This window comes from Christiangramia sp. OXR-203 (genome assembly GCF_034372165.1).
Lineage (GTDB): Bacteria > Bacteroidota > Bacteroidia > Flavobacteriales > Flavobacteriaceae > Christiangramia.
Genome location: NZ_CP139698.1, coordinates 3,337,150 through 3,361,022, shown reverse-complemented (window position 1 = coordinate 3,361,022; position 23,873 = coordinate 3,337,150). Strand labels below are relative to the sequence as shown.

At 39.4% G+C, this 23,873-nt stretch carries 21 protein-coding genes and 1 tRNA gene; 9 read left to right on the top strand and 13 right to left on the bottom strand.

Going from position 1 to position 23,873, the window contains the following annotated elements:
• Positions 1-73: 73 nt before the first annotated feature.
• From nadD to T8I65_RS15555, 4 genes are all read right to left on the bottom strand, one after another.
• Positions 74-658, bottom strand: a complete 585-nt coding sequence (nadD, locus tag T8I65_RS15570) for a nicotinate (nicotinamide) nucleotide adenylyltransferase (RefSeq protein ID WP_322301452.1) — start codon at positions 656-658, stop codon at positions 74-76.
• A complete protein-coding gene (gene gmk, locus T8I65_RS15565; protein WP_295181776.1) occupies positions 655-1,242 on the bottom strand; it encodes a guanylate kinase in 588 nt (195 codons plus the stop codon). The genes nadD and gmk overlap by 4 nt, the downstream gene beginning before the upstream one ends.
• Complete coding sequence (locus tag T8I65_RS15560; RefSeq protein WP_322301451.1) at positions 1,242-2,099, bottom strand: YicC/YloC family endoribonuclease; 858 nt, start codon at positions 2,097-2,099, stop codon at positions 1,242-1,244. Before T8I65_RS15560 ends, gmk begins: the two co-directional genes overlap by 1 nt.
• Positions 2,100-2,173: 74 nt before the next feature.
• Complete coding sequence (locus T8I65_RS15555) at positions 2,174-3,136, bottom strand: YheT family hydrolase (protein WP_322301450.1); 963 nt, start codon at positions 3,134-3,136, stop codon at positions 2,174-2,176.
• Between the two features lie 81 nt (positions 3,137-3,217).
• Between T8I65_RS15555 and T8I65_RS15550 the strand changes: the two genes are divergently transcribed.
• Positions 3,218-3,715 (top strand): thioesterase family protein, encoded by a 498-nt coding sequence (locus tag T8I65_RS15550; protein ID WP_322302810.1) that lies wholly within the window; start codon positions 3,218-3,220, stop codon positions 3,713-3,715.
• Positions 3,716-3,766: 51 nt separating this feature from the next.
• Here T8I65_RS15550 and T8I65_RS15545 read toward each other — a convergent pair whose 3' ends face one another.
• Both T8I65_RS15545 and T8I65_RS15540 read right to left on the bottom strand, forming a co-directional pair.
• Positions 3,767-4,666 carry a DMT family transporter gene (locus T8I65_RS15545; RefSeq protein ID WP_322301449.1) on the bottom strand — a complete coding sequence of 300 codons (900 nt, stop codon included), beginning with the start codon at positions 4,664-4,666 and terminating at the stop codon, positions 3,767-3,769.
• Positions 4,659-5,012 carry an arsenate reductase family protein gene (locus T8I65_RS15540; RefSeq protein ID WP_322301448.1) on the bottom strand — a complete coding sequence of 118 codons (354 nt, stop codon included), beginning with the start codon at positions 5,010-5,012 and terminating at the stop codon, positions 4,659-4,661. Before T8I65_RS15540 ends, T8I65_RS15545 begins: the two co-directional genes overlap by 8 nt.
• A gap of 187 nt (positions 5,013-5,199) precedes the next feature.
• Between T8I65_RS15540 and T8I65_RS15535 the strand changes: the two genes are divergently transcribed.
• Entirely contained in the window at positions 5,200-5,811 is a 612-nt protein-coding gene (locus T8I65_RS15535) for a DUF998 domain-containing protein (protein ID WP_322301447.1), read from the top strand.
• A gap of 33 nt (positions 5,812-5,844) precedes the next feature.
• On the opposite strand, the gene T8I65_RS15530 is transcribed toward T8I65_RS15535, so the two are convergent.
• A complete protein-coding gene (locus T8I65_RS15530; protein ID WP_322301446.1) occupies positions 5,845-6,624 on the bottom strand; it encodes a DUF3298 and DUF4163 domain-containing protein in 780 nt (259 codons plus the stop codon).
• A 153-nt stretch (positions 6,625-6,777) separates the two neighbouring features.
• Between T8I65_RS15530 and T8I65_RS15525 the strand changes: the two genes are divergently transcribed.
• The 3 genes from T8I65_RS15525 to T8I65_RS15515 are packed head-to-tail and all read left to right on the top strand — an operon-like array spanning position 6,778 to position 10,778.
• Positions 6,778-7,920 (top strand): cystathionine gamma-synthase, encoded by a 1,143-nt coding sequence (locus tag T8I65_RS15525; protein WP_322301445.1) that lies wholly within the window; start codon positions 6,778-6,780, stop codon positions 7,918-7,920.
• A gap of 59 nt (positions 7,921-7,979) precedes the next feature.
• On the top strand, positions 7,980-10,121 hold the full coding sequence (locus T8I65_RS15520; RefSeq protein WP_322301444.1) for a glycoside hydrolase family 97 protein: 2,142 nt from the start codon (positions 7,980-7,982) through the stop codon (positions 10,119-10,121).
• Between the two features lie 54 nt (positions 10,122-10,175).
• Positions 10,176-10,778: an outer membrane beta-barrel protein gene (locus T8I65_RS15515; protein ID WP_322301443.1), complete on the top strand. Its 603-nt coding sequence runs from the start codon at positions 10,176-10,178 to the stop codon at positions 10,776-10,778.
• Here the strand turns inward: T8I65_RS15515 and T8I65_RS15510 are convergent.
• Both T8I65_RS15510 and T8I65_RS15505 read right to left on the bottom strand, forming a co-directional pair.
• Entirely contained in the window at positions 10,775-12,007 is a 1,233-nt protein-coding gene (locus T8I65_RS15510; RefSeq protein WP_322301442.1) for a cysteine desulfurase-like protein, read from the bottom strand. The genes T8I65_RS15515 and T8I65_RS15510 overlap by 4 nt on opposite strands.
• Positions 12,004-14,373, bottom strand: a complete 2,370-nt coding sequence (locus T8I65_RS15505) for a S9 family peptidase (protein WP_322301441.1) — start codon at positions 14,371-14,373, stop codon at positions 12,004-12,006. Before T8I65_RS15505 ends, T8I65_RS15510 begins: the two co-directional genes overlap by 4 nt.
• A 143-nt stretch (positions 14,374-14,516) precedes the next feature.
• Here T8I65_RS15505 and T8I65_RS15500 point away from each other — a divergent pair, with 143 nt between their 5' ends.
• A complete protein-coding gene (locus T8I65_RS15500) occupies positions 14,517-16,073 on the top strand; it encodes a M20/M25/M40 family metallo-hydrolase (RefSeq protein ID WP_322301440.1) in 1,557 nt (518 codons plus the stop codon).
• Positions 16,074-16,096: 23 nt separating this feature from the next.
• Here the strand turns inward: T8I65_RS15500 and T8I65_RS15495 are convergent, their stop codons facing one another.
• Genes T8I65_RS15495 through T8I65_RS15485 form a run of 3 tightly spaced genes read right to left on the bottom strand, consistent with a single transcriptional unit; the run spans position 16,097 to position 18,649 of the window.
• Positions 16,097-17,251, bottom strand: coding sequence for a DUF3095 family protein (locus tag T8I65_RS15495; RefSeq protein ID WP_322301439.1), 1,155 nt, complete (start codon positions 17,249-17,251; stop codon positions 16,097-16,099).
• A 45-nt stretch (positions 17,252-17,296) separates the two neighbouring features.
• Entirely contained in the window at positions 17,297-17,656 is a 360-nt protein-coding gene (locus T8I65_RS15490) for a hypothetical protein (RefSeq protein ID WP_322301438.1), read from the bottom strand.
• Positions 17,657-17,665: 9 nt separating this feature from the next.
• Positions 17,666-18,649 (bottom strand): DUF1028 domain-containing protein, encoded by a 984-nt coding sequence (locus T8I65_RS15485; RefSeq protein ID WP_322301437.1) that lies wholly within the window; start codon positions 18,647-18,649, stop codon positions 17,666-17,668.
• A 98-nt stretch (positions 18,650-18,747) separates the two neighbouring features.
• Here T8I65_RS15485 and T8I65_RS15480 point away from each other — a divergent pair.
• The 3 genes from T8I65_RS15480 (at position 18,748) to T8I65_RS15470 (ending at position 20,180) form a co-directional block, all read left to right on the top strand.
• Positions 18,748-18,819, top strand: a tRNA-Arg gene (locus tag T8I65_RS15480).
• Between the two features lie 392 nt (positions 18,820-19,211).
• A complete protein-coding gene (locus tag T8I65_RS15475) occupies positions 19,212-19,439 on the top strand; it encodes a hypothetical protein (protein ID WP_322301436.1) in 228 nt (75 codons plus the stop codon).
• A 75-nt stretch (positions 19,440-19,514) separates the two neighbouring features.
• Positions 19,515-20,180, top strand: a complete 666-nt coding sequence (locus T8I65_RS15470) for a haloacid dehalogenase type II (protein ID WP_322301435.1) — start codon at positions 19,515-19,517, stop codon at positions 20,178-20,180.
• Positions 20,181-20,229: 49 nt separating this feature from the next.
• Here T8I65_RS15470 and T8I65_RS15465 read toward each other — a convergent pair whose 3' ends face one another.
• The gene (locus tag T8I65_RS15465) at positions 20,230-23,844 is read right to left on the bottom strand and encodes a metallophosphatase (protein ID WP_322301434.1); all 3,615 of its coding nucleotides are present in this window, start codon (positions 23,842-23,844) and stop codon (positions 20,230-20,232) included.
• Positions 23,845-23,873 lie beyond the last annotated feature (29 nt).

Genomic DNA, 23,873 nt, shown 5'->3' with positions numbered 1-23,873 from the left:
GTTCCACAATGAAAAAAGTAGGTTCAATCAGCAAACTTGAATATTCAAAAACGGATTTTTAAACAGTCTTTACTTATTTATAAAAATTCATTTCATCAATATACTTCCAGACATCATCTGGCAATAAAGGTGTTACGTTCTTTCCTTCGGAAATAGATTTTCTTATAAAGGTTGCTGAGATCTCTATGATTGGAGCTTCAACTCTGGTTATTTTTGAATGATTTCTAAATCTTTCAACCACCATACCTTCAGCTATTCGAGGATAAACATACAACTGATGATTTTCAAGTATAACCTCATAATTCTTCCAGCGGTGCAAGCTCTTTAAATTATCTTCACCCATAATTAGACAGAACTCATTCGTAGGAAACTTTTCTTGTAAGTGTGCAAGCGAATTTACGGTATAATTTGGTTGCTCCAGACCAAATTCAATATTACTGGGTTTGAGGTTTTCGAAATGTTCACAAGCCCTATACACCATTTCGAGTCTGTGATGATTATCAAGTAAGCTGCTTTTCTTTTTGTGCGGATTGTGCGGAGTCACGACGAGCCAGACCTCATCAAGATCTGAATGTTCTACCATATGATTGGCAATGATCAAATGACCTATATGGATAGGATTAAAAGACCCAAAGAATAAACCTACTTTCCTGTTCATTCTTTTATGTTATCTGCGCCAACATAATTGGAAACCAAATTATAAGCTTCCTTTAAAGCAGTTCCCAGGTGATTGTTCTCGATAATAAAATCAAATTGAGGTGCGGTTGCAAGTTCAATGGAAGCTTTTGCTACACGCATATTTATTTTATCATCACTTTCAGTCTTACGCTTTTTTAACCTGATCTTTAATTCTTCGATACTTGGAGGTTTCACGAATACTGCGAGCGTTCTGTCTGGATAAATATGTTTGATATCCAATCCACCAACCACGTCAATATCAAAAATGACGTGCTTTCCTTTTGCCCAGATTCGTTCCACTTCGCTTTTTAAGGTTCCGTAGAAATTATCGCGATAGACTTCTTCCCATTCCAGGAATTCGTCGTTTTTAATTTTTTGTTTAAAATCTGATAGAGAAAGGAAATAATAGTCCTGCCCATGTTTTTCTTCACCTCTGGCTTCTCTCGAGGTAGCTGAAATTGAAAAATCAAGTTTCAATTCCTCATGTTTCAATAAATGTCTAACTATGGTAGTTTTACCTGATCCTGAAGGAGCTGAAAATACGATCAATTTACCGTCGTCCATTACAATACGTTTAAGATCTGTTCTTTAATCTTTTCAAGTTCATCCTTCATTTGCACCACCATTTGTTGCATTGGTGCATAATTGGATTTGCTACCTATGGTATTGATCTCTCTTCCTATTTCCTGGGAGATGAACGCAAGCTTACGTCCATTGGAATCTGAAGAATCCAGCGTCTTCTGAAAATAATCAAGATGGTTATCCAGTCTTACCTTCTCTTCAGTAATGTCAAATTTTTCGATATAGTATACGATCTCCTGCTCAAAACGATTTTCATCTGCCTGCTCCTTTATATCTTCTATACCCTTCCGAAGTCTTTCTCTAACGGCTTCCACACGGTCTGGATCGATCCTGATCACATCTTCCAGTAAGGATTTTATATTATTGATACGAAGTTGAAGATCCTTTTCGAGCGCTTCACCTTCATCTGTTCTAAAATTATTGATCTCTTTTAAAGCATCTTTTACTGCAGTTTCGATCACAATGAATTCCTCTTCATCGATCTCCTCACGTTCAGTTTTAAGGGCATCCGGCATTTTTACTGCCATCTTCAAGAGCTCAATTTCACTGGCATCTACAATCTTCCGAAGTTGATCCATGTAGATCTTCACTGCTTCAGTATTGACATTTGTAGAAGTTTGTTCTGCGGTAGATTCCACATAAATGGAAAGGTCTACTTTACCGCGTCCAAGAGAATCGGAGATAATATTTCGAAGTTCCAGTTCCTTTTCACGGTATTGCGACGGAATGCGGGCATTCAGGTCAAAATTCTTACTGTTGAGAGATTTGAGTTCAACAGTGATTTTCTTGGTGGGAATTTGTGTAACGCTCTTCCCAAAGCCTGTCATCGATTGGATCATGCCTGAATTTTAAAAGCTTGCGCAAAGATAATCAATTCTATAGCATGAACAATTGTATGCCCGGTAGATGCAGTCTAATCTAAAAGGGAATTAATAAATTCGGTGATCCTTTTTTCATGATAATAAACATTAGACCTGGTTACAAAGCCTACATGGCCCCCGAAGGCAGGCATCTCGAGATGTATATTTTCTGAATTTTCTGCGACTTCTTCAGGATAACAACCTGGAGATAGAAAACTATCATTTTTAGCACTTATCAATAGGGTTGGGACTTCTATATTCTGAAGAAAATTCTGAGCACTCGCCTGAGCGTAGTAATCATCGGCATTTTTAAAACCATGAGCCCTGGAAGTATAGAGTTCATCGATATCCCGAAGAGAATTACAGGAAGCTATTTTATCTCTATCGAGTTGATCTGGAAAAAGTTCTGCACGTTTTATAAGATGCTGCTTCAAATTGATCTCAAATCTTTTACTATAGATGAAATTTCGCATTCTATTGATCGCTCCCAGTGATCCTGCCAGGTCACATGGAACAGAAACTCCCGCAGCTCCAATGATCTGCTTCGGCCTGCTACGTTGCTCCCCAAGATATTTCAGGAGAAGATTTCCACCAAGGCTAAATCCTACCAGAGCGATTTTCTTATATTTTTTCAGAGATAAAACATGGGTTATCACTTCCGCCAGATCATCGCTTGCACCGGCATGATAACTTTGAAAAAACCTGTTCATTTCTTCAGTACATCCTCTAAAGTTCATGGCTACGGCATCCCATTGCAGGTCACTGAAGGCAAGCGCCATACCTTGCATATAAGGTCTATCTGCACTACCTGCTAAACCATGAAGCAGAATCACCAGCATTTCTGAATCTTCTTTGCTTTTGCTCCAGTCCAGATCTATAAAATCTCCGTCACTAATAGTGATACGTTCCCTGGTATAGCTTAGATCTACCTTCCTGAGTTTGCCGGCATATATAGTTGAAGCGTCTGCATTCTTGAAAATTCCTGTAGGATGATAGTTGCTTGAGAGAAGCGGCATGTATCTATTTTAATATAAACTTAGGTAAAATTTGTTATGCACGCATACTATTTATTGGTAGTTTTGAATAAAAGTAAGATCATGTATACCAAGAAATTCGAGATACGATGGAGCGACCTTGATGCGAACAGGCATCTGGCCAATTCTGCCTATATAAATTTTATGAGCCATACAAGAATGGGCTTCTTGATGGAAAATGGTTTTGGGCAGAAGCAACTCGCTCATTACAATCTGGGACCTATCGTTTTTTATGAGCATATATATTATTTCAAAGAGATCTTTGCGGGTGAACCGGTAACAGTAAGTCTTGAATTAAATGGACTTTCTGAAGATGGTATGTACTTTGAATTTATTCATAAGATTTATGATCACAAGGGTAGGAATTGTGCAACTTGTGAGATGATGGGATCGTGGATAGACCTGGAAGAACGTAAACTTACCACCCTACCGGAAGAGCTTTTCAAGCAGTTGGACAGTACATCAAAAACCAAGGAATTTAGAATTCTAACCAAGGAAGATACCCGTAAATACGGGAAACGTCCAGATAATTTAAGCAGCGAAGAGCTGGCTAAACTATAAGCAGCATTAAGTTTTATAGAAAGGTCTGTATTGTAGATTTACTCTATAATATCAGGCCTTTACTTTTGTCTTTTTCATACTTACCATATACACACCGACAAATACTAGTGTAGCCGCAATTCCTTTAGTCCAGTTCAGGGAATCTGCCCCAACCATGATCGCAAATGTGATCGCGATAAGTGGTTGCAGGTATATAAATGCACTTATCGTTGATGCTGATAGTTGTTTCAGTGCATAAATATTCAGTAAATAGGTCATAAAAGTTGTTCCAAGAACCACGTAGCCCATTTTCCAGATTGCGTCAAATGGTAAATTACTCCAATCTACTGCAACAAATTCAGTATAAGTGATAGGGAGATTTATAAATACTGCAATTAAGAACAGCCACTTCATCAAAGTAATCGCATGATATTTCTTTGTAAGTGGTTTTACCAATATAAGATATAGGCCATAAGAGAAAGCGTTGACAATAAAAAGAACATTTCCCATAGGGATGTTCGGAGCATTCTGGTTCTGGTCTGAGCTAAAAAGCACCAACACCAGCGCACCTGCCATTCCTATAATGATCCCAATAGTTTTTAGTAAAGTGATGCGTTCTTTTATAAGGATAGATGCAAGGATCAAAACCATTACTGGCGATAATGTGATGATGACCGAACTATTGATAGGTGTTGAAAGACTGAGCCCTTTAAAAAAGAAAAGCATATTAATAACCATTCCAAAAATAGCACAGCCAATAATACGTGGCCAGTCGGAAGTAGCGATCTTTTCTCTTGGTGCAAAAATACTTATGGACCAGAAAAGGATTGTTGCACCGGTTACTCTTAGTAAAATAAAACCGAAAGGCTCGATATACAAAGGCATTAAACCTTTGGCAAGGGTATGATTGATCCCGTAAATGGTGCTCGCTCCAATGGCTGCCAGAATGGCTAATATTCTGGTATTATCCATGTACAGAACTTTTTGCAGCTTCCACGGTCTTTTTAGAATTACCAATAAAAATCTCGTCTCCGTTAATGATAACCGGTCGCTTCAGGAATGTATAATGCTCCAGAATAAGTTCCTTATAATCTGTTTCCTCTAGGGATTTATTTTTTAGATCACGCTCTTTATATAGTCTGGCTCTTTTACTGAAAAGACTCTCATAAGATCCAGCCAATTCATGCATTTGCTCTAATTGCTCCTTAGAAATAGCTTCGTTTTTGATGTCCTGAAGTTCAAAATCATCCGGAAGATCCAGCTCTTTCAAAATTCGTTTACAGGTGTCACAGGTGGAAAGATGGTAGACTTTTTTCATAACTGAGAGTTTTCGGAAAATGCAAAGAACGAATAATTTGTCGGGAAAACATATATTCTAAGCTATCCATAATCTTCAGAAAAAATAGAAACGTGATTGAGATTTCGAGGATTCACAGATTGAAATCATCGAAAAATCTTAATTTAAACCCCGAATTATCATTTAATAGAGTAAAAATTCATAAAGTTTGAAGACATCTACGATCTATAAACTCGCGACAGTATTATGCCTTTTTGGTTGCTTCGCGGTAATAGCAGCAGATATTATTGGCATAATTCTTCACGAAGAGCACAATCCTTTTAAGAACACCATAAGTATGCTGGCCATTGGTAAATACGGCTGGATCCAGGATCTGGGTCTGGACTTTCTTGCAATGGGTTATGTTGCACTGGCAATTGGACTTTTCACCTGGAAGAAGAATAATATAAGGTGGTTGATCGGTCTGGCGGTGCTGGTTCTTATAGGTGCAGACCTGGTAATGATCGCAGAACATAATCAATATGCGGGGCGTCCTGGTGAAAAGATCCATCGGAAACTGGTCTACATCCTTGCCGGACTATTTTTGATCCTTCATATTCTAGTTTATCCCTATCTAAAATTCTTAAAACCTTTTCTTGAAAAGTTCACGATATGGGTTGGAGGATTATGGCTCTTCCTGGCGCCACTTTTGCCATTGATGCCCGATAATATTAACGGAGCCTACGAGCGATTTATTTGTAGTCTACTGGTGATCTGGCCTGCGGTGGTTTCCTATTATTTATGGAAGTCTGCTAATTTAGAAAATGCGAGTCACGAGTAGTTTAAATTGGAGCTAATTCACTGAACTTGTATTTTACTCCACTACAGGTTCGTTAATTTTTAAGTATTCTAAAATTTCTGCTCTGGAATAGGTCATTCTGAAGCTTCCTGCGGAATAAGGAGCGATCTCATAAGCATTATAATGCAAAACGATCTTCCCTGGATAGATCCCGATATTGGCCGGAAGGTGGAACTTTTCATTCTCAAAAAAGAAACCGGTGTTATTAATACTCGCACCTTCAGGAATGTTCTGTTTAACGCGAAAATCCTGCTCTGCTTTTTCGGTAAATTCCGAAGAAAAGAGGTCTTCTACGACTAATAACTTGCCCGTTTCAGCATCGAAATTGAGGTAACTCACACTATTATAACCATGTGCTCCACCGGTAAACATATCTGTAGTAAATTCCATGGAAACCAGCTCTTCGTTCTGATGAATTACTTTTCCAAGGATTGTCGCTTCCCAAGGAAGTTCGTAATCGGGAAAGTCGGTCGCAGTTCTTTCATAATTCTGCAAAAATTGATCTACCAATTTACGGGGAGATTGTATACTATCAGCCTCTGTGAAATCTACAGTGTTTTGAAGAAAGCTTTCGATCTCTAAATTGATCTTTTTCGAGATCTTTCCAGTATTTTTTGCGACCGGGTAGCTGAGACTTATAAAAGTGCAATCTCCATTCTCAGGATCACAATCTTTATAACTGTTCTCAACGGTTTCCTGCTTAAATTCCAGCATTTCTATTTCGTCTTTTTTCTCCTCATCTGCACAGGAGAATAGAATCAGGATCATTAAAGCTGGAAGGATTGCTTTTTTCAAGGCTATAAGGTGTTAAATTAGAAGATAAAGGTAAATTGAATTTTGTGAATGCTCTACGAGCTGATTACATTTGTTTACTACGATTTTCATGCATGGGAAGGCTAATGTTCGAGAGCGAACTCAAGCCCTTCTCATAATTAAAATACCGCTAATTTGAAGTTCAATACCAAGACTATACATGGAGGACAGGACAATGTTGATCCAGCTTATGGATCTGTCATGCCACCTATCTACCAAAGCACGACCTATTCCCAAAGTTCACCCGGTGTACATCAGGGCTATGAATACTCCCGAAGTGCAAACCCAACCAGAACCGCACTGGAGAAATCACTCGCCAGTCTTGAAAATGGTAAATATGGATTGGCATTTGGTTCCGGGCTTGCAGCGATAGATGCAGTGCTTAAATTGTTTAAACCAGGTGATGAGATCATTTCCACAAATGATCTATACGGGGGTTCCTACCGCTTATTTACAAAGATTTTTGAAGGTCTTGGAATCAAATTCAAATTTGTGGGAATGCAAGATCCAGGAGATATTGAGCAGCATATCAATGAAAAAACAAAGCTCATTTGGGTAGAAACTCCTACCAATCCAATGATGAACATTATTGATATCGAGGCAGTTTCAAAAGTTGCGAAGCAGCACGAACTGCTTTTAGCTGTTGATAATACGTTTGCCACGCCTTATTTGCAAAGGCCTTTGGAACTCGGAGCCGATATCGTAATGCACAGTGCTACCAAATATCTGGGAGGTCACAGTGATGTAGTGATGGGTGGGTTGGTTGTAAAGGATAAGGAACTCGCCAGTAAACTCTATTTCATCCAGAATGCGAGTGGTGCGATTTGCGGTCCACAGGATAGTTTCCTTGTTTTGCGAGGAATCAAAACCCTGCATATCAGGATGCAGAGACACTGCGAGAATGGTCGAGCAATTGCAGGTTTTCTAAAGTCCCATGACAAAGTGAAAGACGTCTATTGGCCAGGTTTTGAAGAGCATCCCAATCACGAGATCGCAAAAAGGCAAATGTCTGGTTTTGGAGGAATGATCTCCTTTAATACAAAAGAAAACACGCTGGAAAGCGCCCGTAAGATCGTCGAAAAATTGAAAGTTTTCACACTGGCTGAATCTCTGGGTGGTGTAGAATCGCTTGCAGGACATCCCGCCAGTATGACCCATGCCTCAATTCCGAAGGAAGAAAGAGAAAAAACCGGTGTGGTGGATTCACTTATTAGACTCAGCGTGGGAATCGAAGATGAAGAAGACTTAATCGAAGATCTTCGACAGGCTATTGGATAAATAATATTAATTTTAATTTCTGAAATCCCAATTATACGGGTCACTTTATATATAAAACGATGATTAAAACTTCAATTTTCTCACTCTTACTCCTGCTAGTTTCAGGCTTAACTATTGCCCAGAATCTAAGTTCTCCAAATGCTGAACTTGAGATGAACTTCAGCCTGACCGATGCAGGTGAACCAACTTACGAATTGACTTATAAAGGTAAGTCTGTGATCAAACAAAGTAAGCTCGGCCTGGCTTTGAAAGATTCAGAAGATCTGCTTGAGAATTTTGAAGTAGAGAATAGTAGTAAGACCAGTTTCGACAATACCTGGAATCCAGTTTGGGGAGAAACTAAAGAAATAAGAAATAACTATAATGAACTTCAGGTTGAACTAATTCAGAAAGGCACAGATCGTAAATTGATCCTTAACTTCAGACTTTTCAATGAAGGTCTGGGGTTTAGATATGAATTTCCGGAGCAAAAGAATCTAACCTATTTTGTTATTGAAGAAGAGCATTCTCAATTTGCGATGGCCGGAGATCATACCGCTTTCTGGCTCCCCGGCGATTATGATTCTCAGGAGTATGATTATACCACATCAAAACTTTCAGAGATCAGTTCAAAATTTGATACTGCGGTTACCGGGAACGCTTCCCAGGAACAGTTCTCTAACACCGGAGTGCAGACTTCTCTTATGATGAAATCTAAGGACGGTTTATATATTAATCTGCACGAAGCTGCGCTGGTAGATTATTCGCTAATGAACCTGAATCTTGATGAAGAAACTTTAGTTTTTGAATCCTGGTTAACTCCAGATGCCGTTGGTAATAAAGGATATATCCAGACTCCGGCCGTTTCACCATGGAGAACGATTATGGTAAGTGACGAGGCTACAGAGATTTTGGCTTCCAATATGAACCTGAACCTTAATGAACCAAATAAGCTGGAAGATACCAGCTGGATCAAGCCTGTTAAATACATTGGGGTATGGTGGGAAATGATCACAGGTAAAAGCTCCTGGGCTTATACAGATGAGCTACCTTCAGTACAACTCGGGAAAACCGACTATTCTAAAACAACTCCAAATGGTAAACATGCTGCCAATACAGAGCATGTAAAGGAATATATAGACTTCGCCGCCGAGCATGGTTTTGACGCCGTTCTTGTGGAGGGCTGGAACGAAGGTTGGGAAGACTGGTTCGGGAAATCAAAAGATTATGTATTTGATTTTGTGACTCCGTATCCAGATTTCGATGTGGAAGCAATTCATGAGTACGCACAAAGTAAAGGTGTGAAAATGATGATGCACCATGAGACTTCCGGAGCGATCAGGAATTATGAACGTCATATGGATACTGCCTACCAGTTCATGAATAAGTATGATTACCCTGCTGTAAAAAGCGGTTATGTTGGAGATATAATTCCGCGTGGTGAACACCACTACGGGCAGTGGGCGATCAACCATTTTTTATATGCTGTAACCAAAGCTGCAGATTATAAGATCATGGTAAATGCTCATGAAGCGGTTAGACCAACTGGATTGAGAAGAACCTATCCAAACCTTATAGGTAACGAATCTGCTCGTGGAACCGAATTCCAGGCTTTTGGAGGTTCTAAACCAAATCATGTGACCGTATTACCATTTACAAGACTCATTGGCGGACCTATGGATTATACTCCCGGAATCTTTGAGATGGATATTTCTAAGCTGAATCCAGATAACAATTCCCATGTAAATAGTACGCTGTCTAATCAACTGGCAATGTATGTGACGATGTATAGCCCTTTGCAAATGGCTGCTGATCTTCCGGAAAATTACATGAGATTCCCGGATGCTTTTCAGTTCATTAAAGATGTAGCACTGGATTGGGATGAGAGTGAATACCTGGAAGCAGAACCTGGCGAATATATCACTGTAGCAAGAAAAGCAAAGGGAACGAATAACTGGTTTGTTGGGAACGTGAACGGAGAAGAAACGCGGACTTCAAAAATTGAATTTGACTTCCTGGATAAGGGTAAAACGTACATTGCAACGATCTATGCTGATGCCGAAGATGCTCATTATAAAACGAATCCTCAGGCTTATGAAATTAAAAAGTACAGAGTAAATAGTAAATCCAGGTTATCACAAGAATCTGCTCCGGGTGGTGGTTTTGCCATTAGCATTATGGAAGCCGAAAAATCTGAGGTAAAAGATCTTAAAAAGCTATAATTTCAAATGGCCGGGAATTTTGTAGAAAAGTTCCCGGTCATTAAATTTTCATAGGTGAAAAAACTTTTAGTAATAGTTCTGCTATTTATCGCGGTTAAGTCATTCAGCCAGAGATACCGGGATTTTGAGGTTGGTCCAAGCATTAGTTATGCCCATACTTCCTTATATCTTTCTCAGGATGTTTTTGGTAGCGGGGAGAGCGACAGTTTTACCAATTCAGGCTTTGAGCCTAATTACGCGGTGGGAATCTACGCGATCTACTACCTGTTGCCTAAAGCGGGTTTTGGAGCCGAGCTATACTGGCAGCGAACTTCAGCTTCAGATCTTAGTGATAATGAACATTACAACTCGTTGACATTTATGCCTTATGTTAATTTCGACCCCTTCAACCAGATCGAAAATGTACTTTTTGGTGCGGGGATTGGAGCTTCGTTTATTCAAAATTCTCCAGATTACGGTAATGTGCTGGAAGAGGACATTCGGGTGATCACAATCCCGGCAAAATTATCTGTATCATACCGGGTTCGTAATCAATTTACTTTCGAAATCTCCGCACAGGCAGAGGTACTGGAAGTAGTTCGGGATCAGGTGCGTAGAAATTCCATTTTACTGGGCTTCAAAATACCTTTTAATCGTGTCTTCGGAAATTACCGTTAAGACTTAAAAATCGTTTTAAAAACTTCTATCAGTTTATCAACTTCTTCCAGGGTATTATAATGAACCAGGCTTACTCTTACCACGCCGTTCTTATCTTCCAGCTGAAGGTCATGAATTAATTTTTTAGCATAGAAATCGCCAAATCTGATGCCAATATTATGAGGATCTACTGCTTCAACAATATCATTGCTTCGGAAGTTTTGGTGGACAAATGAAATAGTAGGAACTCTTTTTTCAGCAGCAGCACTTGTTTGCCCGATGATCTTTATTTCTGAAATTGAATTCAAATAATCCAGAAGTCTTGTGGCCAGTTTTTCTTCATGGGCAGAAATAAGCTCGTAGGTTTTATTCAATTTTTCCTTAAACTGAAGATCTTTTCCGTCGAAATGATGATCGTGCAATTCAGTATAATAATCGGTAATTCCGGAAACCGCATAGGTAAGTTCGAAATTGAAATTTCCGGGTTGCAGTTTATATGGAACAGCATCTTTGTCTATAAAATAATGGTTGATACTTTCCAGCTCTCTCAATAGATCATATTTACCATACATCATGGCCAGGTGTGGTCCATAAGTCTTGTACCAGCTAAACGTATAGAAGTCGGCATCCAGGTCCTGAACGTCCACTTTTCTATGCGGTGCATAGGCGACACCATCTACACAGATCAAAGCACCTGCTTTATGTACTATTTCAGCGTATTGCTTAACAGGATTGATCGTTCCCAGCACGTTCGATGCGTGAGTAACGGCAACGAGTTTCGTCTTTTCTGTCAATAAATGTTCAAGATCTTTAGTGTCAAGTTCCAGAGATTCTGGATTTACATGCCATATCTTAACTTTAAACCCAGACTTTTCAAGATCTGTCCATGGAGAAACATTTGCCTCATGGTCTGTATTGGTAACAATGATCTCATCTCCTTTTTCCCAGTTCTTACTAATGCTCAGGCTAAGAATTCGCATAAGCATGGTCGTACTGGAGCCAATCACGATCTCTTCAGGTCTGGAAGCATTGATAAGCTCTGAAACAACTTCCGTAGAGCTTTTTAGTCTATCTCCGGCTTCCTGGGAAACAGCGTAGGAAGCACCAAGTTGTACATTGGAGTGAAGCAGGTAATCTGTGATCTTGTTAGTGACCTGCTTTAAAACCTGTGATCCTCCGGCATTATCCATAAAAACGAAATCCCGTTCAAGAGCAGGAAATTGTTCTCTTACAAAATTGATATCCATCATTTTTCCAATAGGTTTTCATTAAATAATTCCAGTATTCTTCGATATTCATCTGTCCAGCTACTAGGCTCCACGAATCCGTGATCTTCCACTGGATAAACGGCAAGCTCCCAATTCTCTTTTCCTAATTCAATCAAACGCTGACTTAGTCTAACCACATCTTGAAAATGCACGTTTACATCTACCATTCCGTGGGCGATCAACAAATCACCTTCAAGGCCTTCAGCAAAATAAATGGGTGATGAGCGTTTGTAAGCAATTGGATCCTGGGAAGGTTCGTTAAGAATATTGCTGGTGTATCCATGGTTGTAGTGTGCCCAGTCTGTTACAGACCTTAAAGCAGCTCCAGCCTGGAAAGTATCAGCTTCAGTAAATAAGGCCATCAAGGTGATAAATCCGCCATAACTACCACCATAAATTCCCACTTTTTCAGGATTGATATCATGTTCATCCACAAGATATTTCACGCCGTCTACCTGGTCACTTAGGTCTTTCCCGCCCATATGTCTGTAAATACCAGTTCTCCAATCCCTTCCATAACCGGCGCTACCACGATAATCGATATCGATCACGGTGTAACCAAGATCAGTTAAAAGGTTATGGAACATGTACTCGCGAAAATAACTTGACCACCATTTGTGAGCATTTTGCAAATAACCAGCGCCATGAACAAATACGATTGCGGCATCATTTTTCACATCCTCCTCAGGAAGGTATAGTCTGGCTGGAACTTTCGCTCCATCCTGCGCCGTGAATTTAATAAGTTGAGGTTCACGCCAGTCGTAAGCTTTAAAGGCTTCAGATCTGCCATCGGTTACCTGGATCGTTTGAGCTTTAGATGAGGTTTCTTTTAGAAATAGTTCTTCCGGTTTGTTCATATAGGAATAGGTGATCGCCATTTGCGATTCATCTGGAGATAATCGTACATCGTTGTTCCCGGTCATGGAAGTAAGTTGCTCCATATCTCCGCCCATTAATGGCATTTTATAGAAATGTCTTTCCCCGGCATGTACTTTCGAAGAAGTGAAATACCAGTGCTTCCCATCGTTTGAGATCATAGGATCAAAAACTTCATAATTCCCGGGAGTAAGATCTTTCTTTTTTCCTGTTTTTGTATTCAGGATCACTAAATGAGAATAGCCTGATTCTTCAGTCTGAAAATAAATATGCTTGTTGTCTGGCAACCATCCCATAGTTTCATAACCATAATAAGTATAGCCAATTCCTGGTCCTGCGAGCCATGCTTCATCGCGTTGATGGTCGAGCGATTCAAATTCTCCGGTTTCAAGATCTACAGCAACGATCCAGCGGTCCTTGTTATCTGTAGAGCGTATGTTTACTACAGCTTTGTCTCCTTCAGGACTAAATTTCATGGAGGATGGAATTACCGGTCGCGGCTCTTCTTTCCATTCTTTTTCAGGATAATCTGCAGTATAATCAGGCAGTTTCGAAATTCCTGGTAGACTGGTAAAATCAAACTTTAGTACCGTATCCTTTTCAATTTGATAAAGTGCCAGTTCTGCAGAATATTTTAGATCTCCAACCTTGCTTCTGGCAGAAAGATCTTCGGTATACCCACTTTCATCCACATAATTAGGAACGCCTGTGTTTTTTCCGCTTTCCCGATCGATAAGGCTGAATGCAGCATATTTAGCATTTGGCGAGATAACGAAATTGCTCATGCTCTTGTTGTCCAGGTAAAATATAAACTCTTCCGGCTCGCTGGTGGATTCACGGTACTTTTTAGATGCTTCCCTGTTCTCCTTTCTTTCTCTCACAACCTGTAAAAGATCAAGATTTTCATCCTGAAGCCATTGATCCTTTTCGTTTAGTTTTTTATCTGCGGAAGCTTTTTTTGTTCCAGATTTGATATTGGTAAGTTGCTGAAGCGTTCCGTTTTCAAGATGATAGATGAATGCATTGTCTTCAGCCTGGAATAGGATCTCATCTTCTGAAGCTGAAAATTCAGGATTACTTATTCTGAAGGGTAAACTGATCAATTCCTTTTTTGATCGATCATTCATATCATAGATAGTAAGTCTTCCGTCATCTGTATACAGCATTTTCTTTCGATCACTACTGAAGTCGCCATACGTTGGGATCATTGCTTTCGATTCTTCCGCAGAAACTTTTAGGATCTTTTGAGGATCATTTACAGCGATTTTATAAAGACTGTCTGCGGGATTCCCTTCAGGATTATACTGAAAATAGACATTTTCACTGTGTATTCCCCAGCGAACTCTATCTGGAAAATTACCCATCCATTGTGGATCCTGCATGATCTTCTGGACACTAAGTTCTGAAGTCTGGGCATTTAGCTGTAAAAAGGGTAGGCATAGGATGGCGAGAAACGCGAATCTTTGAAGCATTGGTGAAAATTTACGATTTTGGAACGCCAATATAGCTAAATTTTAACTCCGTATTAAACGTTTTCGTACCACTGCGGTCTAATTTCAGAGCAATTGTTCTAAAAAGAACGATATTGTAAAACACATCAACCAATCTTTACATTATGACAAAAAAATTATCCTTAGCCTTTTTATTTTTTATCTCCTTTTCGGCTGCTTTTGCGCAAAGCACCCAGGAAATGGTGGAGAAGATCGTAAAAGAAGCAGAAGGCAATTCTGAACTTGAAAATCTTGCGCATGAATTACTGGACGTTGTAGGTCCAAGACTTGTTGGGACGCCTCAAATGAAACAGGCTAACGACTGGGCGGTAAATAAGTATAAAAGCTGGGATATTGATGCCAGAAACGAAGAATGGGGTAAATGGAAAGGCTGGGAACGCGGTATCACACATGTTGATCTTATCTCTCCAAGGATTCAGAGCCTTGAAGCACGACAGCTGGCCTGGAGTCCATCTACCGGGAAAAAAGGAGTGCAGGCTGAAGTAATCATCCTTCCGGCAGCAAAAGACTCGATGGACTTCGTAAATAAATTGAAGTCGGTTAAAGGAAAATTTGTGATGATCTCAATGCCACAGCCAACGGGAAGACCAGATGATAACTGGGAAGAATGGGCTACAGAAGAGTCATTTGAAAAGATGAAAAAGGATCGTGATAGTTTAAGTGAAGTTTGGAGAGAACGTACTTCAGCTAGCGGATTATCCAGAAGAGAATTACCGCAGGCACTGGAAAAAGCAGGAGCAGCCGGAATCATTTCATCGTACTGGTCTCGAGGATTTGGCGTAAACAAAGTGTTTTCTTCATATACCGAAGAAATTCCAACCATCGATATTTCACTGGAGGATTATGGGATGCTATACCGACTTGCAGAATATGGTGATAAACCCGAACTAAAAGTAGTAGCTGAATCTCAGGAGCTGGGAGAAGTTTCAACTTTCAATACAATTGCAGAGATCAAAGGTTCAGAAAAACCTGAAGAATATGTAATTCTTTCAGCACACTTTGATAGCTGGGATGGTGCTACAGGTGCAACTGATAATGGAACAGGAACTATCGTAATGATGGAAGCGATGAGAATTCTTAAAAAGTTGTATCCTAACCCAAAAAGAACAATTCTGGTAGGGCACTGGGGTAGTGAAGAACAGGGATTGAATGGATCCAGAGCATTCGTAAAAGATCATCCAGAAATCGTTGAAAATACACAGGCATTATTTAACCAGGATAACGGAACTGGAAGGGTAGTGAATATTTCTGGAAATGGATTCCTGCATGCATATGACTATTTAGGGCGTTGGTTGTACGAAGTACCAGAAAACGTTACTACACATATTGAAACCAATTTCCCTGGATCTCCAGGAAGAGGAGGATCTGATTATGCTTCTTTTGTAGCGGCTGGAGCACCAGCATTCAACCTAAGTTCATTGAGCTGGGATTACTGGAATTACACATGGCATACCAACAGGGATACTTATGATAAGATCGTTTTCGATGATGTTAGAAACAACGTGATCCTTACAGCGGTACTTGCTTATATGGCTAGTGAAGATCCTGAAAAGACATCCAGAGAACAGATTAGCTTACCAAAAAGTCGTAGAACCGGAGAGCAGATGACCTGGCCAGAGCCACGCGATGCAACTCGTAGAGGAGGTCTGGACGAAGATTAAAAATTAAATAATTATGGAAGCGGTCAATTTGCCAATTTCTTTTTGAGCACATTGGCCGCTTTTGTATATCCGCCATTTCCACCATCTATAAAGTGGATATGTTCATCTGTCTTCATGTTTCGAACATAGCAGGACATGATACTTTCTTCACTAATATGAAAACCATATTTGATGAGGCCTTGATCTTCAATACTATCTAAGTATTTGAAAAGTTCTTTTCTTTGGTCTGCGCTTCCGGTGATCACTGTATTAATTCTGCCATCGAGACTTAGATTATCAGATAATTCGACCATTCGTTTTAGATATGTTTTACCAAGATTGGTGTTTCTAAGATAAAATTCACCGAACAGGCTAATCAATACTCCTTTCAGAAATTCCGGAATATTAGTATCACCCCACTTCATCTTTACGTCATTGCTAATACGGTCAAAACTGGTGGACATTTTAAGCTTGTCTGTAGAGATTGGTCTTCTGCGTTGCGTGGAACCGTAGATCTCGTTGAGTTTTTCGAGAATATCTGAGTAAACTTCAGGATAGTTAGCATCGCCGCATCCGGCTATAAGCAGGCTTAACACTTCCTGGTTTTCCAAGGGTGGTTTGATTTTGTCCCATTTACAATCCATCCCGGAAAGATTAACCGGCACTTCATCGATCTCGATAGGTAAACTGTTAGGTGTTTCTTTGATAAGCTTTTCAGCAATTAGTAATCCCTGACCCATGATAACTGGGATCACCAGAGATTCTGTAGTACTTACGCGGGCTATATTTAATTCGATCCCATCCTTATAAAGATCCCTTACGGGATAGGTTCCCAATGAAAGTTCGAATTTAAAATTCTTCTGAACGTTCCTGTTGTGTTTTTCGAGTACAGATAAAGCTTTGGTAGTTAAACTATCAGGTATTAAAAATGTAGCTCCATCGCCTCCAAAAAAGAAAGGAACAGTGATCCCTTCAGAAATGGACAAATTAAGTATCGCGATCACACAGCCGGTAGCTACCAGGTTCACTTCTTCATGCCTGCCATCGTTGACTGCTTGGGTAGAATCCCGAATATCCGCAACCAGGACATGCCATGTTGGTGGAACCTCCTGAAAATTATTTCTATCCCGAAAAAGTTCATGAATAGCCAGATCACTAATTGGGACTTGGGTATAGAAATTACGATGCTTGTCCATCATAGAACTTCTGTCGAAATGGATATATAAAAATTTCGGATTTTAATGCTAATTGAGCTCAGCACCCACAGCTACTGAACAGTCATGCCCAAGTTGCCCGTGTGGAGGATTAATCGTTGGAGTGGCGCTCTGCATTCTAACAGGACTCGTGGTCATAGGTTGAGCCGCGGTATTTCCCTCACTTCTAAGAGGAGCTCCTACCGGTAGTTCACAACGATGTCCTTCTACGCCATGAGCAGGATTATATTTTAGCTCACTATCTGCTTCCATATTCGTTTTCATCGAATTCGCAGTGCTTACGGTTTCTTTTTCTTCGGAAGTTTTCTCTTCTTCTTTTTTAGTTTCTTCACAAGCAATGAATGCTATGACCAGAAGGCTTAAAAAACTAATTTTCATCAATTTCATCATATGGCTATCTTATTTAGTAAGGGTCTCTAATTCTTCTTCTGAAATATTCAGTAGTCCTGATGCAGGCAACCTTGTGGTCATTTCTTTCCAGTTTTCATCTGCAGCAAAAACTTTTTTGAAAATTGGTCTAGCTTCATCCATTCTCCCACTATTGGCAAGAGCTACAGCTTTCCAGTATTTCATTTCCAGGTTTTCAGGAAACATTTTTTCTGCAGCACCATATTCCTGAAGTGCTTTTTCCATGTCGTTTGCTTCCACAGCAAGATCTCCTTTATTCATATGCTCGTAAGCACGATGCACCTTCAGTAATCTTCCAAGTTCCTTGATTGGATTTTCGTGATCATCCACTCTAAGATCCACCTTTTTATCTTCCCAGCTTTTTTCGGTTTTTTCAGGACCTACGACAATAAGAGCAGCAGATTGTTTTCCTCGTATATCACCACCGGCTTCCTGTGCGGCCAGCATCACAGCAACCACTCTTTCAGCTAAAGGAAGATCTGAATTCGTAGCATAGGCATTCGCCATGGCAGGAACTACATTCTCATTTAACATCATATTTGCCTGTACAGAAAAATTATTACCCTGTATATCTTCCGCAGCCTGAACGCATTTATCACCTGTATAGGCAGAAACGTTACCGTTTACATCCAGAAAAGCAACCTGACGGAAAGCACGGCCTTCATCTTCATCTACCATTTTAGCCAGCGCAATATCGGCAGGCATTCCATTTTCCATTAATTCAAGACCTTGAGGACCGTATGCCGGATTTACGAAAGATTGAGTAGCAACCACTCCTACACCAGATTTTCCCCAGGAAACGATGGAACCCACCGAAAACCAGTGACTTTGAACTCCTACAGCCATTTCACCGGTCACTGTATCTCTGGCAACAATTGAAAAGGTATGTGCAAATGCGCTCTTTTCATGTCCAATATTCTGTGCGTGAGTGCTGAATATTGATAAACAGAAAACTGCTAAAACTAATTTTTTCATACTTAACGAACTTAAAGTCTAAAGATATAGAATAAGACTGTAAATTTTAGAATTATGTAGTATCGAAGTCTACACCGATTTTTATAAATTCGTCCAACGGCCTCATAGTTCAATGGATAGAATAGAAGTTTCCTAAACTTTAGATCCAGGTTCGATTCCTGGTGAGGCTACAATTTCTCCTCATAATAGGATTCAATTGTTATGAAATTCATTAATTAAGTTATTTCATTGCGAAGTCGCACTTCTTAATCTTATGTTTGAAAACAGGATACTGTTTGATGATTTATGTTCCTCTAATTACCTGGCTACTAGTGTATTTGATCGGTCTAATTTGCACTTAATCGATTTGCCCGTAAAGTGTTAAATTGTTTATAAGTCGGTTTAATGCAGTAAACATCAGCAATTTGGAGTTTTCTACCTGTTGATATCCTATTTATTTTAATTGATAAAAGACTTGCAGTCAGTTAATTAGATTCCTATCTTAAATTATCAAAATTAACCCTACCTGGAAAGAACTTATTATTAACCTGTAGTGCCCTATCTGCTACATAGTATTTATGCTATGAAACCAACCATAGTTGCAAGTCTTCAGGACGAAGTTAAAATCGATAGACAGGTTCGGTATTTATCTGTTCTCACTAAAGCTCTATTTCTACTCGCTATCAGTCTTCTTGTATTTTTAATTACTTCCAGTACCTATTCAGATTCAGTTACCATAATTGAGGAAGAGGAATTCACGGGAGAGCAGTTGAGTAATACTTCGGCTTTGAATCCTCCAGCACCTTATTAGTTAGAACTCTTCAGCTTTATTGTTACCGGGTCTAACTATCGGGATTAAGATTTGTAATTTTATCTAAAAAACGAAATGAAATCTACTCCTAAAGTACTCATCTTCGATGTGAACGAAACTCTTCTCGATCTGTCTCCGCTGAAGGAAAGCATCAATAAAACCCTGGGTAAGGAATATGCAGCTGATATCTGGTTTGCCGAACTTTTACAATATTCCCTTGTAGAATCTGTAAGTGATTCCTATCACAACTTTAGTCAAATAGCGCAGGAGGTACTAAGAATGAATGCTCTGAAATATGATTTAGAACTTTCCGAAGAAGAATTACAAGAAACTTTGAAACCAATCACCAGTCTAGAAGCGTATCCAGATGTGATGCCAGGTTTAAAACGTTTGAAAAATTCAGGGTTCAAATTGATAGCTTACAGTAACGGTAAGCCAGATGTACTTCAAAAACAATTGGAATTTGCTGAAATTGATCATTTCTTCGATCATATTGTAAGCGTTGAGAACGTGAAGAAATACAAACCTCATCTTGATAGTTATAAATACATTGTAGATGCTTCCGAAGTAAATAAAAGCGATTGTATGATGGTTGCAGCTCATGGATGGGATATAACCGGAGCAGGAAGGGCTGGAATGCAAACAGCTTTTGTACGCAGACCGGGAAAATTTCCGTTTCGATTGGCGAAAGAACCCGATCTATTGGTAGAATCTATAGAAGAACTGGCAAAAGAATTATAACCAAAAAAGCCACACTGTAAGGTGTGGCTTAAATTTATAGTATCGAGAACTAGAAGTCAAAGTTGACGGTGAAGTTCAAACGACCTCCTTCGTCCCCAACATAGTATCCAATGTTTCCGGTAAAGGCTTTGAACGCGTTGATAAAGATCGATCCACCCACGTTGGAATGCCATTCGTTACTATCATCATCATCTACCCAAACTCTACCGTAGTCATAACCAATGCTGGCTCCCATACGAATTGGGATAAAATTAGTTCTGAATTGAGCGATCCCACTTCGAATATCAATATTCTGATAGAATGCGTATTTGCCATTAAAACGTTCATTACGATAACCTCTAAGCGTATTTCTATTTCCGCCGCCAAGTGTTGCCGCATGATAGAATTCGTACTCATCTCCCAGGATCGCTTCACCACCTATTTTTGTCGCAATAGCCGCAAAACCACTTTCGTGTAATGGATAATTTAAAGAAAGCATAGGTCTTACGTAAGCGAATTTATTGTCAAACTCATCAATATTGCTTTTATAACCCGCGGTTAGATCCACTTCAATCCCTCTTGATGGAAATGCAACTCTATCCTTATTATAATAGTTGTAATTCACCTCTGCACCAGCGTATAGTTGTTCTTCAAAAACATCATTATCCTGATCAAAAGTTTCGGCTACAATTCTATTTGCATCGTAAGAAACCTGCTTCGATTCGATCATTGGTTTAATACTGAAGAATACATTATTGTTCTTTCTATATATAAGTGAAGGTGCAATTCTCCATTGTTCAATTTTCACCCTGTTGAAATCCCTGGAAACATCGTCGTCATCATACTCTGTATCATTTCCTGTTCCAAAATAGTTAATCACAAAATTCGGACTTGAATAATAGGCATCTACTCCTAAATTCCATTTATAGAATACGTTTGCGAATTCGCCATAGTAGCCAACATCAAATCCTTGGGTCGCAAAATAGTAGTTTGCAGAGAGATTATGTTGAGATGTAAATGGATTACGAACCAAACCATAGGTAGTAAATGTATTTTTAACCCCTAAGCTGAATCCCTGGTCTGAGTTAAAGTCGGCACTAGGAAAAAAGGTGAATTGGTTACTTTTTCTCTTTTTAGGATCGTAGTTATTGATATCGTAAGAGTCTACAAGCATTTTATTTGCACCTGAAGTTTTTATGGTGTTATCCTTACTCTTGTAATCGTAAAGTTTTGCCTTTTTTGTATTCTGAAAGTCATAAATATCATTCTCTTCGCCACCAATAACTTTTAGTTTTACTAGAGAAGAACCTTCACCTACGATCTTAAATTCATCATCACCATCAAGTCCATAGATCCATACTTCTTTGGTCTCCTCACTATCGTAAGTTTTTTGAGCAACTACTTTTCCATCTTCATTGGTTAGCTCTATTTGCGTAATTCCGTCAGGTTTATGAGTGATAAGAAAAGCATCATCATCTTCGGTTCCAAGGAAGATATCAAATTTCACCAGGTAATCGTAGTATTCACGTGCGATCTCCATCATGTTCCCTCGTCTTACCTTAAGAGTGCTTTTGATGTCCTTTACGTATTCATCATCTGCTATATCTGCAGGTAATACATCGAAAGCTTCCTGAATAACTTCATCTGTAAGAGTATTCTGAAGATATTCAGCCTGTTCCTTCCAGGTATTCCAGTTGTTGTCTCGAATTACTGCTTTGTCTAATGGATATCCAGCATGGTTGAACCATTTTGGTCTTTTTACAGTTTCTGTAAATGGTTCCATCGCTCTAATTTGAGGGAAACCTACACGAAGTAAGGATAGTATAAAACCATCAGTTTTAGAAAATACCTGGTCACGGTCTTTTGCAATGGGCACATATCTTTTCATACCTTCTTCGTCCTCGAATTCTGCCCATTCGTATTGTCCTTCATGTCTATCCCAGTCACCCAGGAACATGTCGAGAAGCCTTGCTCTAATGTAGATCTCTTCATCTACATAAGCATCTTTTGATTCCTGCATTTCCAGAAGTAGATCTGATGAGTTCAGGATATCTTCAGCTCCATCAAAAATTGGTAGATCTTTGTTTTCTCCTCCAATATGTGCTTCGAACATATATAGTTCGTCACCATATTCCTCATTATAAACCCCTAATGCTTCCTGTTTAGGAACATAGTAAAGTTCAGAATTCGGGTGGAAAATATTAAGTTCGTCCATAAATTTTCCTGCCGGGAAAGTACCGTAAGGAAAAGCTGTAGTGTAAAAATCCTGTACATATCGTTCAGCTACCGTGTTTTCTAAATAATCTTCAACATAGTGATTTGTGATCACGGTAGTCTGCAAAAACTGAAGTGCACTTTTCTTCAAAGCTCTCAAAGTATATTCGTGTCCATCGTCATCAATGAATCCCAGCGATCTTGATTGATGTCCACCTCCGGCACCCAGTACTTTCATATTCCCCGGAATAGTGTCTAAATAAAGAACAGGGAATTCAAATTTTTTACTGTATAGAGATCTGTAATGTTCTCCCCACAGTGCTTTGTAAAGTCCGTCCTTATTGGTTTCTTCTTCAGTGTAAACAGAAGTGGTAGTAGTTTTACCTAATTTGGTATCTGGCCATTCTACTTCGTCTAGAGTTGGTCGTTCCCTCGCCATTTCGTAACTGTAGATCTGTTTTTCACCTTCTGGGGAAACCGAGAAATATTCTACGTTTGATGCCCCGTTCTTGTAGATATTGATCTTGGCATAACCGAGTTCATAACTTACAAAATCACCTTCTTCTTTATCTGGTCTCGCCTTCTCAATTTCTTTAGTGACCCCAGTAATGATCTGTTCGATCCCGTCATCATGTACGAACTGAAGATTTTTATCTTTACCTGAAAGGAAAATGACATCATTATATTGTCTGGCAAGCGCTTCGAGACTACCCATCAGTTTTTTTAGCTGCGGATTGCGACTTGTTTGGGTACCATGACCTAACATCTTTTCTAAAAATCCAATTTTGGTTTGCGTCATCGCAGGATGATGAACAGCTACAAGAACTGTTTTTCTCTGGCTATCCTCTAATTCATCATTAAATTCATCCAGAAACTGAAGCCTTGTTTTGATCTCACATTTGTTATTGATATAAGGATGATCATCCCAGTTTTCGATATACCATTGAGAATCTATCATTATAAGCTGCACATCGTCACTAAGGCTTTCACTCTCAATTGGGCAACCATCATTTGGCCAGAAATCAGATTCCAGGGTATCCTGTAAGAAGGATTCCAGGTCATCGATGTTATCTGGAGCGTCTTCCTGCCATTCATTATAGCCAGGGGTATAAATGATCTTTCCGTTAAAATCTTTAATCTTATCCAGCAGATTTTTCTTTAAATCTGTTTCCACCTGAGAACGTCCGTTATCCTTATCTGGAAACCCGCTTTGTGGTACGATATTCCCGACCATCACCAAACTGTTAGATTCACCTGCCTGGGAGGACTTTACGATTTGATCGAGTATTTGCTTATTATCTTCATTAGAACGAAGTCCTGTATTGGAAGTGACATAAACAGAATGCACGACCTCTTTCGAATTCGTTTGAGAATATCCGGTCATATTTCCAAGAAATGCGAATAGAATTCCAAGAAATAAAGTTTTGCTGCCGACTTGTGTTTGTAGGGTTAGTTTAGTAATTATGCTCATTGAAGGTAGGAGTTTGATTGAATTCAGTA

Bases quoted from the DNA above. Each gene is read 5' to 3' on its own strand.
- nadD (WP_322301452.1), bottom strand. From the start codon at position 658: ATGAACAGGAAAGTAGGTTTATTCTTTGGGTCTTTTAATCCTATCCAT.
- T8I65_RS15465 (WP_322301434.1), bottom strand. From the start codon at position 23,844: ATGAGCATAATTACTAAACTAACCCTACAAACACAAGTCGGCAGCAAA.
- T8I65_RS15475 (WP_322301436.1), top strand. From the start codon at position 19,212: ATGAAACCAACCATAGTTGCAAGTCTTCAGGACGAAGTTAAAATCGAT.
- gmk (WP_295181776.1), bottom strand. From the start codon at position 1,242: ATGGACGACGGTAAATTGATCGTATTTTCAGCTCCTTCAGGATCAGGT.
- T8I65_RS15505 (WP_322301441.1), bottom strand. From the start codon at position 14,373: ATGCTTCAAAGATTCGCGTTTCTCGCCATCCTATGCCTACCCTTTTTA.
- T8I65_RS15550 (WP_322302810.1), top strand. From the start codon at position 3,218: ATGTATACCAAGAAATTCGAGATACGATGGAGCGACCTTGATGCGAAC.
- T8I65_RS15470 (WP_322301435.1), top strand. From the start codon at position 19,515: ATGAAATCTACTCCTAAAGTACTCATCTTCGATGTGAACGAAACTCTT.
- T8I65_RS15560 (WP_322301451.1), bottom strand. From the start codon at position 2,099: ATGATCCAATCGATGACAGGCTTTGGGAAGAGCGTTACACAAATTCCC.
- T8I65_RS15555 (WP_322301450.1), bottom strand. From the start codon at position 3,136: ATGCCGCTTCTCTCAAGCAACTATCATCCTACAGGAATTTTCAAGAAT.
- T8I65_RS15490 (WP_322301438.1), bottom strand. From the start codon at position 17,656: ATGATGAAATTGATGAAAATTAGTTTTTTAAGCCTTCTGGTCATAGCA.
- T8I65_RS15520 (WP_322301444.1), top strand. From the start codon at position 7,980: ATGATTAAAACTTCAATTTTCTCACTCTTACTCCTGCTAGTTTCAGGC.
- T8I65_RS15495 (WP_322301439.1), bottom strand. From the start codon at position 17,251: ATGATGGACAAGCATCGTAATTTCTATACCCAAGTCCCAATTAGTGAT.
- T8I65_RS15540 (WP_322301448.1), bottom strand. From the start codon at position 5,012: ATGAAAAAAGTCTACCATCTTTCCACCTGTGACACCTGTAAACGAATT.
- T8I65_RS15485 (WP_322301437.1), bottom strand. From the start codon at position 18,649: ATGAAAAAATTAGTTTTAGCAGTTTTCTGTTTATCAATATTCAGCACT.
- T8I65_RS15500 (WP_322301440.1), top strand. From the start codon at position 14,517: ATGACAAAAAAATTATCCTTAGCCTTTTTATTTTTTATCTCCTTTTCG.
- T8I65_RS15545 (WP_322301449.1), bottom strand. From the start codon at position 4,666: ATGGATAATACCAGAATATTAGCCATTCTGGCAGCCATTGGAGCGAGC.
- T8I65_RS15510 (WP_322301442.1), bottom strand. From the start codon at position 12,007: ATGATGGATATCAATTTTGTAAGAGAACAATTTCCTGCTCTTGAACGG.